Origin of the sequence: Gemmatirosa kalamazoonensis (genome assembly GCF_000522985.1) — a bacterium.
In the GTDB taxonomy this organism is placed as follows: Bacteria; Gemmatimonadota; Gemmatimonadetes; order Gemmatimonadales; family Gemmatimonadaceae; genus Gemmatirosa; species Gemmatirosa kalamazoonensis.
The window spans coordinates 1,482,880-1,495,371 of the sequence record NZ_CP007128.1 but is presented as its reverse complement, the minus strand read 5'-3'; the positions used below and the strand labels follow the sequence as shown (position 1 = coordinate 1,495,371).

Here is a 12,492-nt window from a genome sequence, read left to right as displayed (position 1 = left end):
GACGGTAGGGGGGGCCCGGCTACGATGCTGCGCCGTTTGACACCTGAACAGGCCGAAACGATGACGGACGGGTTACGAATCGGTGAAGGCCGACCCATCCGTGCACGGTCCGCCCCGCAGCCGCATATTGCCGCTCCCCTCGCTCCACCCCCGTCCCTCCCCGCCCATGGGCCAGAAGGATCCCCGGATCGATGCGTACATCGCGAAGGCGCCCGAGTTCGCGCGGCCGATCCTGACGCACATCCGCGCCGTCGTCCACGAGGGGTGTCCCGACGTCGTGGAGACGATGAAGTGGAGCTCCCCGTTCTTCGACTATGCCGGCGGCCCACTGTGCATGATGGCCGCGTTCAAGGAGCACTGCCGGTTCGGCTTCTGGAAAGGGAAGCTGGTCGTGGGCGACGACCCGTTCGGCGACGCGGAGGGCGATGACCCGAAGGGCCCGTCGCGCTTCGCCGCGGTCGCCGACCTGCCGCCGAAGCGCACGCTCCTCAGATACGTGAAGAAGGCCGCGGCCCTGAACGCCGAGGGCGTGAAGGTGGAGCGGCCGAAGAAGGCGAAGGCGGAGCTGGCGGTGCCCGACGACCTCGCGGCGGCGCTGACGCAGCGCAAGCACGCGAAGGCGCGCGCCGCGTTCGACGCGTTCAGCCCGAGCCACCGCCGCGAGTACGTGGAGTGGATCACGGAGGCGAAGACCGACGCCACGCGGCAGAAGCGGCTGGAGCAGACGCTCGCCCAGCTCGCGGAGGGGAAGTCGCGCCACTGGAAGTACCAGCGCGCGTGACATGACGGACGGCCCCACGTTCCGCTCGAACCGCGAGGTCGCGATCCACGTCCCGGACCTGGAGCGCGCGGAGGCGTTCTACGTCGGCGTGCTGGCGTGCCGCGTCGTCTCCCGCTCGCCCGACCAGCTCGACCTCGACACGGGGCAGCTGCGGCTGTACGTGAACCGCGACCCCGGCGCGCCGCTCGGCTACATCCCGTCGTTCGACGTCGCCGACTACGCGGCGGCGCGGGCGCACCTCGAGCGGGCGGGGTGCGAGACGGTGCCGGTCGAGGGGCACCCGGGGCTGGTGTACTTCCGCGATCCGTACGGGTTCGTCTTCGACATCGTGGAACGGAAGTGACTGCGGACGGCGGGAGGACTGACTGCGGGACGATCTACTGCGGGACGATCTACTGCGGGACGATCAACCGCGGGACGTCCGACGGCGGGCGCGGTACCTAGGTCCCAGGGGGGCTCCCCCCCTTCGCCCAAGGTGCTATGCCGCTGAACGCGCGACTGTACCAATCCGACGCCCAACGGATCCCGCTGAACGCATCCGGATCCCGCCGTTCAGCGTCCCGCCGTCAGGCATCCCGCCGTCAGGCATCCCGCCGTCAGTCGTCCCGCCGTCAGTCGTCCCGCCGTCAGTCATCCCGCCGTCCCCCACTCCGGTGCTCCCTGCGCTGGAACGCGAGGAACTCGGCGATCGCCTTCCGCGCCTCCGGATCCCCGGTGCGGATCCGCAGCTCGCCGCCGCGGGGCAGGTCGCGCGCCTCGTACGTGATCGCCGAGCGCTTCTCGGCCATCACGCGCGTGCCGGGCACCGGGCCGTCGTGCACGAAGCCGGGCGTCGCGAAGTCGCCGCGGGCGAACGCGGCCGCGATGGTGCGGAAGTGCGTGCGGATGGCGGCGACGGCGGCGGAGTCGTCGCGGCCACTCACGAGCGCGATGCGGCCGCCGTCGGCGAGCGTGTCGAAGCGGTGCGACGACGCGTACTGGTCGACGCCCATCGCCGTCTTGCCGCGCGCCTGCATGGACGCGAACGCGGTGTCGGCGTGATGGTGCTGGGCGTGGAGCGGCGCGGCGACGAGGAGCAGGAGGGCGAGCGTGGTGCGCATGGGATGCCGGGGTGAGTGTCCACCGACACGATGTCGACCGCGCGGTGGCTCCGCTGGAACCTGGGTTCCATCGCGCCCGGCGTGGCTCCACGTACGAGTTCGTGCAGGACTGAAGGAGGACTGAAGAAGGACTTAAGAAGGACAACAACAAAGACGGTGTGTTTTGGTCCTTCTTCAGTCCTCCTTCAGTCCTTCTTCAGTCCCCCAGAAACACGTACGTGGAGTCATGATCGACCCGAGCATCCTTCGAGAGCGCATCCCTGCGCTGCGCCCGCTCTCCGACGACGCGCTGGAGCACCTCGCGCGGATCGCGGTGGAGCGGCGCTACGCGACGCGCGCGGTGCTCTATCGCGCGGGCGACGCGGCCGACGCGCTGTATCTCGTGCTCGCGGGGCGCGTGCGCGTCGCGCGGGTGGCCGCCGACGGCCGCAGCCGCCTCCTGCATGCCGAGGGACCGGGTGGGGTGCTCGGCGAGATCCCCGTCTTCGGCGGCGGCGCGTATCCGGCGACGGCGACCGCGACGGAGCCGACGCGCTGCGCGCGGATCGGCGCGGCGGCGCTCGACCGGCTGCTGGCCGAGCGCCCCGAGGTCGCGCGGTTCGCGCTGCGGCGGCTGGCCGAGCGTGCGCGGTCGCTGCTCGCGCGGCTCGACGACGTGCAGGAGCACACGGTGCCGTCGCGCGTCGCCGCGGTGGTGCTCGCGCGCGCCCGCCACGCCCGCGGCCGCGACTTCACGTTGGGCATGTCGCAGGCCGCGCTCGCCGAGGAGCTGGGCACGGCGCGCGAGGTGGTGGTGCGCGCGTTAGGCACCCTGTGCGCGGCGGGCGCCGTCCGGCGAACCGGACGCGCGCGCTACGCGGTGGCGAGCATGGACGTGCTGGACGCGATGAGCGGCTGACGCGTCACTGCTTCTTCGCGGTCGGCGGCAGCAGCCCGTTCAGGCGCATGTAGATCGCGACCTGGCTGTAGTGATCGGCGAAGTCGCCCGTCGTGAGGTTCATGACGTCGGCGCGCGTGCGCGGGCCGCCGAAGAACGGCACCTGCTCGGCGAGCTTCGTGTCGTCGAGGCTCGCGAGCGCGTCGTCGCAGAACGCGAACGTCTCCTTCAGCCGCGCGACGAGCGCGTCCTTCGCGTCGGTCGCGGCGACCTTCGAGCGCTGCGGCGCCGGCGTGCCGGAGATCGCGCCGCAGAGGTAGTCGTTCCCCTGGATGAGGTGCACGACGACGTCGCCGAAGCTCATCTGCGCCGGCGTCGGCTTGAACCCGTACTTGTCCGCCGGCATCGCCTCGGCGGCGGCGGTGAGGTTCTTCGCGAACTGCTTCGTGCTCGCCTTGAACGCGGCCGAGACGGGCGCCGTCGCCGCGGCGGGCGTCCCCTGGGCGGCGGCGTCCTGGACCAGCGGGAGGGCGGCGGCGGCGAGCAGCGCGAGGGCGAGCGTGCGCGTGGACATGAGCGGCTCCGGTGGGTGAGACGTCCACGTTGCGCCCCGCCGTGCGCGCTGTCCAGGGATGCGATGCGCGGCATGTGACGCACGCCCGCGATCTTGCGGGCCCCATGCGCGCGCCCTACGCTAGCCCGTCGCACGCCGCGCCACTCTTCACGGAGAGCGGAAGATGTTCGGATCGCAGATCCTCGAGGTCGCCATCGGGCTGGTGCTCGTGTACCTCGTGCTCGCCCTCATCGCGTCGTCGGTGCGCGAGGGGGCCGAGTCGTTCCTGAAGTCGCGCGCCGTGCAGCTCGAGCGCGGCATCCGCGAGATGCTCCACGACCCCGACGGCCACGGTTTCGCGAAGCGTCTGTTCGAGCACCCGCTGATCTTCGGGCTGTACCGGGGCGACTACGCGCCCTCGCCGCCGGCGATGGAGCGCGTGACGAAGCGCATGACGCAGGCCTGGCAGCCGAACCTCCCGTCGTACATCCCCGCGCGGAGCTTCGCGTCGGCGCTGCTCGACATCGCCGCGCACGGTGACAGCGTGCTGGAGACGCTCGACGCCGCACCGTCGATCCAGGACGTGCGCAAGTCGGTGCAGGTCATGGCCGGCGTGCCGACGCCGGTGCGGCGCGCGATCATCCACGCGATCGACACCGCGGACGGAAGCCTGGAGCAGGCACGGCGCAACCTCGAGGCGTGGTTCGACAGCGGCATGGACCGCGTCTCCGGATGGTACAAGCGCGAGACGCAAGTCATCCTGTTCTTCGTCTCGCTCGGCATCACCGCGCTCGTGAACGCGAACACGCTCGTCATCGCCGAGCAGCTCTACCGGAACGGCGACACGCGGCGCGACGTCGTGGCAGCCGCGATGACGCGCGCGAGCGGCCCGCTCGCGACGCAGCGCGACTCCGCGCTCGACGCCGCGGTGCGCGAGATCGCGAACCTCGAGCTGCCGCTCGGCTGGCCGGTGACGGTGTCGTCGTCGGATCGCTTCAACCGGCCGTTAGGCATGGCCGCCGGCTGGCTGCTCACCGCGTTCGCCATCACGCTCGGCGCGCCGTTCTGGTTCGACGTGCTGAACAAGATCATGGTGATCCGCACCACGGTGAAGCCGCACGAGAAGAGCGGCGAGGAAGGCTCGGAGGACCGGCAGGACAAGGTACCGCGGCTGATCGCCGTGCCGACGATGCCGGCCGCAGCGCCGCAGGCGCCGCCGGTGGAGCTGCCCGCGAGCGCGGCGATCCCCGTCGGCACACCGACGTCGATCGTGAACGCGCGGCCACCGGGCGGCGCGCCGGCGCCGGCCGTCTCGTTCGAGTCGCACGAGTGGGCGTCGGGGAACGACCCGCACGAGGGGATCCTGTGAGCGCGGGCGCCACGCACCCGAGCCTCGTCGCGAGCAGCGATCTCGCGCTGCTCGCGCCGAAGTTCCGGGAAGCGGTGGAGCGCGCGATCGCCGACGCGAACGCGCGCGGCTTCGACGCCATCGTGTACGAGGCGTACCGGTCCCCCGAGCTGCAGGCGGCGTACTACGCGCGCGGCCGCACGGTGGTGCCGCCGGAGGACACGGTGACGAACGCGCCGACGAACCTCTTCAGCTGGCACGGGTACGGTCTCGCCGTCGACGTCGTGTCGCGCAACCACGGGTGGGACCGTCCGCGCGCGTGGTTCGAGGGTGTGGCCGAGTCGTTCAAGCGAGAGGGGTGCAAGTGGGGAGGCGACTGGACGAAGCCGGATCTGCCGCACTTCCAGTGGGGACCCTGCCGCCCGAGCCCGTCGGACCTCGCGCGGCAGCTCGTCGCGTCGGGCGGGACAGAGGCGGTGTGGCGCGTCGTGAACGCCGTCTGACGCTCACGGCGCTCGGCGCCGCGCTGCTGGGATTTCCGTTAGGCGCGGGCGCGCAGCGGGACACGGCGACGTACGCGAGCGAGGCGCTCCGGGCGCTCGTCGCCGCGGCCGCCCGCGACAACCGCGTGCCGGCGTCGCTCGGCTCCTATCGCGCGGCGGTGGAGTCGGAGATGGCGGTCGCGCTGCGCACGGACGACGGCGTGGAGGCCGTGATCTCCATGGAGCAGGTGGCCTCCACGCTGCGCTGGACGCGCACCGGCTTCTACGACCAGCACGTCGTCGGCTACCGCGCGCGCCAGGCGGTGCCGACGACGTCCGCGTTCGCGCTGCTGCCGAGCGGGTGGGTGGTGCCGGTGCTGTACGGCGAGCGACTGTTCCCACCGCGCCCGCCCGCCGACTCGGTGCGCCGCCGCGCACCGCGCCCGCGCCGCTCGCCGAGCTTCGCCGTGCATCCGCTCGCCGGCGACCGTGAGCGATGGTACCGCTTCTCCGGCGGCGACACCGTCGTCACGCTGCGCGTCCCCGACGGTGCGGACGGCACGCGCGCCGTGCCGATCGTGCGCGTGCACGTGGAGCCGCGCGCCGCGCCGCCGCCTAACGGGAGCCTGTTCCTCGGCGACGTGGAGCTCGATGCGGTGCGCCACGTCGTCGTGCGGATGCGCGGCCAGTACCTCGCGGCCGACGAGGCGGCGCCGAAGGGGATCGGCGGCCGGCTGCGCCACGCCGCGATGCAGGGCTACGCGTTCATCGAGTACGAGACGGCGGAGCGTGACGGCCGGTACTGGCTCCCGACGTATCAGCGGCTCGAGTTCCAGATCCTGATCCCCGCGCTCGGCGAGTCGCGCGCGGTGCTGCGCATCGTGTCGCGGCTGCGCGACGTGACGGTGAACGACACGACGCTCCCGCGCACCGCGCCTAACGCCATCGCCGACGCGGACACGGCGCGGCCGGCGCGCTGGTGGCGGCTGACGCGCGCGAAGGGCGACACGCTCGACCGGTTCGACCGATGGCGCGAGGCGCTCGGCACGCTCACCGGCGCCACGCACGCCGACGACTTCGACGACGTGGCGCCCGACGCGTGGCGCCGCGTGGGGCCGCCGCGCGTGGAGCCGTACGTCGCGCGCGGCTCCGACCTGCTGCGCTTCGACCGCGTGCAGGGGCTGTTCACCGGCAGCGGCGTGCGGGTGCGCTTCCGCGACGCGGCGCCGGGGCTCACGCTGCGCGCCGTCGGCGGGTGGGCGTGGGCGGAGAGCACCGCGCGCGGCCGCGTGGAGCTCGAGCGCGAGCTCGGCCTCCGACGCGGCACGGCGCCCGACACGAGCGGCGGCCGGTGGGCGTTAGGCCTGCGCGTCGCCCGCTCGCTCGACATCACGAACGACTTCCGCAACCCGCTCGACTCCGGATCGAGCGCCGGCGCGCTGCTCGGCTCCGAGGATCTCTACGACTACGTGGACCGGCGCACGGCGACGGCGTTCGTGCGGCGCACGTTCGCCGGGCGCGCCGCGGTCGCGCGGCTCGAGGTCGGCGCGGCGAGCGACCGTGGCGCGGCGACGCACGTGCGGCAGGGGATCGTCGCCGCGTCCGCGCCGTTCCGCCCCAATCGCGGCGTCGACGCGGGGAACTACGCGCGCACGGCGCTCACGCTCGACCTGCACCCCGACGTGTCGGCGGAGTTCGTGCGCCCGGGGGTCGGCGCGCGGCTGTCGTACGAGCGCGGCGACGGTGGGCTCACCTACCAGCGCGCGGAGCTGCGCGTGGTGGGACGCGCGGAGCTCGACGCGCCGTGGGGCCGCGCCTTGCGCGGCAGCACGCTCACGCTCATCGGCCGCGGCGAGGGAGGCGTGGTGGTCGCCGGCGAGCCACCGCCGCAGCAGCTGTTCGAGGTCGGCGGCGACATGAGCCTGCAGGCGTACGACTACAAGACGTTCGCCGGCGACCGCGCGGGCGTCGTGCGCGGCGTGCTGCAGTACGGCAGCCCGTGGTGGCACCGGCCGCTGCACCTCGGCCCGGTCGTGCTGCCGGGCGTGTCGCCGGGGCTCTCGGCGGGACTCGAGGCGGGTGCCGTCGCGGCATCGACGGCCGGCGCGCGGCGCGCGATCGAGCGACTCGGCCCGCGGGACGACGCCGGCGCCCTGTCGCGGCCGAGCGATGGGGTGCGCACGACGATGGACCTCGGCATGCGCTTCTTCGGCGGCGCGCTGTTCGTCGGCGCGTCGCGCGCGCTCGACGCACATCGGGACCGGCCGCGCGGGTGGCAGCGGGTAATCGCCGTCGGCGCGGAGATGTAGGAAGTCGTGGAACGGCGGGACGATCGACGGCGGGACGATCGACGGCGGGACGATCTACGGCGGGACGATCTATGGCGGGACGATTCACTGCGGGCTTCACTGCGCGTCCCTAGGTCCCAGCGGGGCTCCCCCCCCTTCGCCCAAGGTGCTATCGCGCGCGCCGGCCAGCGGTACCATTCCAACGCTCGACCCATTCGCCGAGCGCACCCGGGACACACATGCGCCTCGCCGTCCGCCTGACGTCGCTCGCCGCACTTGCTCTCGGCACCGCGGCCCCGGCACGCGAGCGGACATACGACCTCGTGATCCTCCACGGCCGCGTGATGGATCCGGAGTCCGGGCTCGACGCGGTGCGCGCCGTGGCGATCGCCGGCGGGGTGATACGCGCGTTGGGCGGCGCGCCGCGCGCCCGCGACACGATCGATGCCGCGGGGCTCGTCGTCGCGCCGGGGTTCATCGACCTGCACCAGCACGCGCAGACGCCGGAGGCGTACGCCGTCGAGGCCACCGGCGGCGTCACGAGCGCGTTCGAGCTGGAGGACGGCACCGGCGACGTCGACGCGTGGTACGACGAGCGCGCCGGCCGGGCGGCGATCAACTACGGCGTCGCGATCGGCGAGGGGCACGTGCGCATGATCGTCATGCACGACACCGTCGGCCGCACGGAGCCGGTGGGCGACGCCGCGACGCGCGCCCCCACGCCCGACGAGTACTCGGCCATCATCGCCGGCGTCGAGCGCGGGCTGCGGCGCGGCGCGGTCGCCGTCGGCTTCCCGATCGCGTACACGCCGGGCGCGTCGCCGCGCGAGATCCTCGACGAGTTCCGCGTCGCCGCGCGGTACCACGCGTCGTGTCACGTGCATCTGCGCGACGTCGAGAGCGACGACGACCTGCGCGACGTGCAGGAGGTCGTGACCGACGCACTGGTGACCGGCGCACCGCTGCAGGTCGTGCACCTGAGCGCGAGCGTGCACGAGCTCACGCCGCTCTACCTCGGCATCCTCACCGCGGCGCGGGCGCGCGGGGTCGACGTGACGACCGAGATGTATCCGTTCACCGCGAGCATCCAGGAGATCGAGGGCGCCGCGCTCGACGGCTGGGAGAAGCGCCCCGACGCGTGGTTCGCGCAGCTCGAGTGGCCGCCGACCGGCGAGCGGCTCACGCGCGAGTCGTTCGCCCGCTACCGCGCGCAGAAAGGGTTCGTCGTCCACCACGCGCCGGACGAGGCCAGGGCCGAGGCGTGGGTGCGCGCCGCCGTGCGCGACTCGCTGCCGATGTTCGCGAGCGACGGCATCCTCGATGGTCCGTTCGGCCACCCGCGCGTCGTCGGCACGTTCGCGCGCGTCCTCGGCCACTACGTCCGCGACACGCGCGACCTCGGGCTCATGGACGCGCTGCGCCGCATGACGCTGGCCCCCGCGCGACGGCTCGAGCGGCGCGTGCCGGCGATGCGCGACAAGGGACGCGTGCGCGTCGGCGCCGACGCGGATCTCACGCTGTTCGACCCCGCGCGCGTGATCGACCGCGCCACGTACCGCGAGCCGACGCTCGCGCCGGCGGGGATCCCGTTCGTGCTCGTGCGCGGCGTGCCGGTGGTGCGCGACGGGAAGCCGCAGGCGGGGGCGCTGCCGGGACGGGCGATCCGGGCGGCGATCCGGTGAGGGCGCGAGGTCGAAGGCGAGTACTCCTGGGGATCCGACGGCGATCTTGCGGATCTTCGGATGGGCTCGAGCCGGCGGACGTGCGCCCATCGTAGATCGTTTCGATCGCTCTGGGATCCCCACGAGTACTCGCCTCGTCCCTCATAGCCGTGTGACCCTCGCGTCTCCTCGCGAGTAATGTTGCACGACCATGCACGCGATCACCTTCCCCGTCCCGTGAGCGACGCGATGCCCCCTGGCAGCGCCTCGCTCCGTGTCGTCCGCGGCGCCGACCGGCTGCACGCCGGCAGCGCGACGCCGGCGGGCGAGCTCGTCGCGCTGTCGCGCGACGGCGACCCGATCGCGTTCCGGTTGCTCGTCGAGCGCTACTACCCGCGCATGCTCCGCTTCGCGGCGAACATGGGGCTCGGCAAGGAGGACGCGGAGGAGGCGGTGCAGGACGCGCTCGTGCGGGCGCACGGTGCGCTCGACCGGTTCGACGCGTCGGCGCCGTTCGAGCCGTGGCTGTTCCGCATCCTCGCGAACTGCTGCCGCACCGCGCACGGGCGCGGCCGGTGGTGGCGCCGCCTGCGCGTCGAGGCGCCGATCGAGCGCACGCCGATGCGCGACACCACCGGCGACGCGGAATGGAGCGAGGAGATCCGCCGAGCGCTCGACACTCTGCCCCGCGAGCAGCGCGAGGCGTTCCTGCTGCGACACGTCGAAGGGATGGACTACGAAGCGATGATGACCGTGACCGGCGCCGGCCTCTCGGCGCTCAAGATGCGCGTGAAGCGCGCGTGCGACGCGCTCCGCGCCCAGCTCGGAGCGCTCGCATGACCGGGCCCTCCTCGTTCGACGACGGCACGGGGCTCGAGCGCGTGACCGACGCGCTCCGCCGCCTCCCGCCCGCCGACCCGCGGGCGGTCGACCGCGTGGTCTCCGCCGCGCTCGCCCGCCGCCAGACGCGCGCCCGGCAGCGGACGTGGCTCGCCCGCGCGGCGGGGCTCGCGCTCGCCGTGGGACTGGCCGGCGGCGGCGTGTGGTTCGGGCGGCGCGAGGCCGCGTCCGGCACGACGACGGCGACGGCGAGCACCGCGACGACGGATACGGCGGCGCTGCCTCCCACGACGCCGGCAGCCGCGACGGGGAACCTGCGGCTCGCGACGGCGGGGCGGAGCGACGACACGCCGGTGGCGGTGGCGTTCGCGCTGCGTCGTCCGGGCGCGCGCCGAGTCTCGCTCGTCGGCGATTTCGACGAGTGGAGCCCGGCCGCGGTGCCGATGCGCCGCGCCGCCGACGGCACGTGGACGACGACGGTCACGCTCGCGCCCGGACGCCACGCGTACGCGTTCGTCGTCGACGACAGCGTGTGGGTGACCGACCCGAGCGCGCTCGTCGTGCGCGACCCCGACTACGGACGCGACCACTCGGTCATCGTCGTGGGGCAGCCGTGACGGTGCGCCGCACGCTCGCCGCGGCCGTCGTCGCGTCGGCTCTCGCGCTGGGCGGCTGGGTCGCCCCGCTCCGCGCGCAGGACGCACGGCTGTCCGCGATCCCCGACGCCGACGCGCGCGCCGCCGTCGGGGCCATCATCGTGGAGGCCGAGGGGCGCGGGCTGCCGCGCGAGCCGCTCGTGACGAAGGCGCTGGAGGGGGTGCAGAAGGGCGCGCCCGGCGAGCGCATCGAGGCCGCCGTGCGGGCGATGGTGGGGCGGCTGCTCGTCGCGCGCGACGCGCTCGCTCCCACCGCCTCGCCGGCCGAGCTGGACGCCGCAGCGGGGGCGCTCGCCGCCGGCGTCACCGCCGACGCGATCCGCGTCGTGCGCCTCGCCGCGCCGAGCCGCTCGATCACCGTGGCGCTCGGCGTGCTCGCGCAGCTCACGGTGCGCGGGGTCCCGGCGGCGCGCGCCGCGCAGGCGGTGGCGACGCTCGTCCAGCGCGGCGCGAGCCACGCGCAGCTGCTGTCGATGCAGCGCGAGGTGCAGGACGATCTCGCCGCCGGCGTCCCGCCGTCGACCGCGCTCGACCTCCGCTTCCGCGCCGTGATCGCCGCGCTCCCGCCGCCGGCCCCGGCGCCGATCGGCCGTACCGCAGTCCCCACGTCCAAGCCCTAAGTTGAGGGCGTGCACCGCCGAAGACGACGACCGACACGCCCCTCCAATCGCCTCCACGCCGCTCGATGGCTCTGCCTCCTCGCCGCTCCGCTCGGAGCGCGCGCGGGGTGGGGCCAGTCGGCGTTCCATGGCCAGGGCACGGTCGACGTCGGCGCGGCGACGCTGCGGCAGCCGGCGGAGCCCACGGTGACGGCGCCCACGCTGGCCGGCGAGCTGCGGCTGGACGGCGCGCGCACCGCGCTGCGCGCCGCGGCCGGGGCGACGCTCGGCGGGAGCGATCGGTGGTCGGCGCAGGGGGACCTCGCGGCGTCGTGGCTGTCGTCGGTCGCGACGCGCGGGGCGTGGGAGCTCGGCGCGACGGCGTCGGCGCTCCAGTTCAACGGCGAGCCGGCAGGGGCGAGCGGGGTCGCGCTCGCGCGACGGCACCTGGCCCTCGGCGCGGGCGGCCTGTGGCTCGGCGCGAGTGGCGGGGTGCTCGGCCGGCGTCGCGGCGACGTCGCGCCAGTGGGGAGCGTGGAGACGGGCGGGTGGCTTCGGCACGACCGGCTGCGGGCATCGATCACGCTCGCGGCGCTCCGCACCCGGCTCGACACGACGGTCGTGCTGGTCGACGACCAGGGGGTCGTCGTCACGACGCTGCCGCGCGAGCCGTCGCACCCGTTCGTCGCGCTCGACGCGACCGCGGCCGCGGAGTGGCGCGCGCCGGTGGTGGAGCTCGGCGGCACCGCCGTGCTGCGCCGCGCGCCGCGCCAGGACAGCGAGACGCTCCACTCCGTGTACGTGACCGGAGCGTGGTGGGTGCTGCCGCGCGCCGCGCTCACCGCGTCGGCCGGCGATCTCGCGGCGGATCCGCTGCGGGGCTTTCCGGCGCGCCGCGTGGCCGCGGTGGGGCTCCGCTGGCGACTCGGCGGCGCCCCGGCGCGCGCGCCGCGCGGGTCGAGCCTCGGCGGTGCGACGCCGGCGGCCGAGGTGGTCGTGCGCGGCGCGCGGCGCGTGCTGCGCGTGCGTGCGCCCGGCGCATCGCGCGTGGAGGTGCGCGGCGACTTCACCGGCTGGCGCGCCGCCGATCTCGCGCGCGTCGGCGATCTGTGGGAGATCGCGCTGAGCGCGGAGCCCAGCACCGTGCGCCTAACGATTCGATTGGATGGCGGCGCGTGGCGTCCGCCGGCGAACCTTCCGAGCGTGGAGGACGACTTCGGCGAGCGGAGCGGCTTGCTCGTCGTGCCGTGACGCACGACGCGCGAGGCGTGACCGACGCGGGGCACGCTCGGTAATGCCCCTCGAGC

General features: G+C 74.4%; 13 protein-coding genes. 11 read left to right on the top strand and 2 right to left on the bottom strand.

What is annotated here, in order from left to right; translation table 11 throughout:
• The first annotated feature begins 166 nt into the window (after window positions 1-166).
• Window positions 167-781, top strand: a complete 615-nt coding sequence (locus tag J421_RS06575; RefSeq protein ID WP_025410380.1) for a YdeI/OmpD-associated family protein — start codon at window positions 167-169, stop codon at window positions 779-781.
• Between the two features lies 1 nt (window position 782).
• On the top strand, window positions 783-1,124 hold the full coding sequence (locus tag J421_RS06570; RefSeq protein WP_025410379.1) for a VOC family protein: 342 nt from the start codon (window positions 783-785) through the stop codon (window positions 1,122-1,124).
• A gap of 283 nt (window positions 1,125-1,407) precedes the next feature.
• On the opposite strand, the gene J421_RS32010 is transcribed toward J421_RS06570, so the two are convergent.
• On the bottom strand, window positions 1,408-1,881 hold the full coding sequence (locus tag J421_RS32010; protein WP_025410378.1) for a hypothetical protein: 474 nt from the start codon (window positions 1,879-1,881) through the stop codon (window positions 1,408-1,410).
• Between the two features lie 226 nt (window positions 1,882-2,107).
• On the opposite strand from J421_RS32010, the gene J421_RS06560 reads away from it, so the two are divergent.
• The gene (locus J421_RS06560; protein ID WP_025410377.1) at window positions 2,108-2,779 is read left to right on the top strand and encodes a Crp/Fnr family transcriptional regulator; all 672 of its coding nucleotides are present in this window, start codon (window positions 2,108-2,110) and stop codon (window positions 2,777-2,779) included.
• A gap of 4 nt (window positions 2,780-2,783) precedes the next feature.
• Here J421_RS06560 and J421_RS06555 read toward each other — a convergent pair whose 3' ends face one another.
• The gene (locus J421_RS06555; protein WP_025410376.1) at window positions 2,784-3,332 is read right to left on the bottom strand and encodes a DinB family protein; all 549 of its coding nucleotides are present in this window, start codon (window positions 3,330-3,332) and stop codon (window positions 2,784-2,786) included.
• A gap of 163 nt (window positions 3,333-3,495) precedes the next feature.
• Between J421_RS06555 and J421_RS06550 the strand changes: the two genes are divergently transcribed.
• From J421_RS06550 to J421_RS06515, 8 genes are all read left to right on the top strand, one after another.
• Window positions 3,496-4,680, top strand: coding sequence for a hypothetical protein (locus J421_RS06550; protein WP_025410375.1), 1,185 nt, complete (start codon window positions 3,496-3,498; stop codon window positions 4,678-4,680).
• Entirely contained in the window at window positions 4,677-5,162 is a 486-nt protein-coding gene (locus J421_RS06545; RefSeq protein WP_025410374.1) for a M15 family metallopeptidase, read from the top strand. The genes J421_RS06550 and J421_RS06545 overlap by 4 nt, the downstream gene beginning before the upstream one ends.
• Window positions 5,138-7,450: a hypothetical protein gene (locus tag J421_RS06540; protein WP_025410373.1), complete on the top strand. Its 2,313-nt coding sequence runs from the start codon at window positions 5,138-5,140 to the stop codon at window positions 7,448-7,450. Before J421_RS06545 ends, J421_RS06540 begins: the two co-directional genes overlap by 25 nt.
• 218 nt (window positions 7,451-7,668) lie before the next feature.
• Window positions 7,669-9,111, top strand: coding sequence for an amidohydrolase family protein (locus tag J421_RS06535; RefSeq protein WP_025410372.1), 1,443 nt, complete (start codon window positions 7,669-7,671; stop codon window positions 9,109-9,111).
• Window positions 9,112-9,327: 216 nt separating this feature from the next.
• Complete coding sequence (locus J421_RS06530) at window positions 9,328-9,930, top strand: RNA polymerase sigma factor (RefSeq protein WP_025410371.1); 603 nt, start codon at window positions 9,328-9,330, stop codon at window positions 9,928-9,930.
• Window positions 9,927-10,547, top strand: coding sequence for an isoamylase early set domain-containing protein (locus J421_RS06525; RefSeq protein WP_025410370.1), 621 nt, complete (start codon window positions 9,927-9,929; stop codon window positions 10,545-10,547). The genes J421_RS06530 and J421_RS06525 overlap by 4 nt, the downstream gene beginning before the upstream one ends.
• A complete protein-coding gene (locus J421_RS06520; protein WP_025410369.1) occupies window positions 10,544-11,206 on the top strand; it encodes a hypothetical protein in 663 nt (220 codons plus the stop codon). Before J421_RS06525 ends, J421_RS06520 begins: the two co-directional genes overlap by 4 nt.
• 9 nt (window positions 11,207-11,215) lie before the next feature.
• A complete protein-coding gene (locus tag J421_RS06515) occupies window positions 11,216-12,436 on the top strand; it encodes a glycogen-binding domain-containing protein (protein WP_148306187.1) in 1,221 nt (406 codons plus the stop codon).
• The last annotated feature ends 56 nt before the right edge of the window (window positions 12,437-12,492 follow it).

Coding starts and splice junctions, on each gene's coding strand:
- J421_RS06575 (WP_025410380.1), top strand. CDS start 167: ATGGGCCAGAAGGATCCCCGGATCGATGCGTACATCGCGAAGGCGCCC.
- J421_RS06570 (WP_025410379.1), top strand. CDS start 783: ATGACGGACGGCCCCACGTTCCGCTCGAACCGCGAGGTCGCGATCCAC.
- J421_RS32010 (WP_025410378.1), bottom strand. CDS start 1,881: ATGCGCACCACGCTCGCCCTCCTGCTCCTCGTCGCCGCGCCGCTCCAC.
- J421_RS06560 (WP_025410377.1), top strand. CDS start 2,108: ATGATCGACCCGAGCATCCTTCGAGAGCGCATCCCTGCGCTGCGCCCG.
- J421_RS06555 (WP_025410376.1), bottom strand. CDS start 3,332: ATGTCCACGCGCACGCTCGCCCTCGCGCTGCTCGCCGCCGCCGCCCTC.
- J421_RS06550 (WP_025410375.1), top strand. CDS start 3,496: ATGTTCGGATCGCAGATCCTCGAGGTCGCCATCGGGCTGGTGCTCGTG.
- J421_RS06535 (WP_025410372.1), top strand. CDS start 7,669: ATGCGCCTCGCCGTCCGCCTGACGTCGCTCGCCGCACTTGCTCTCGGC.
- J421_RS06525 (WP_025410370.1), top strand. CDS start 9,927: ATGACCGGGCCCTCCTCGTTCGACGACGGCACGGGGCTCGAGCGCGTG.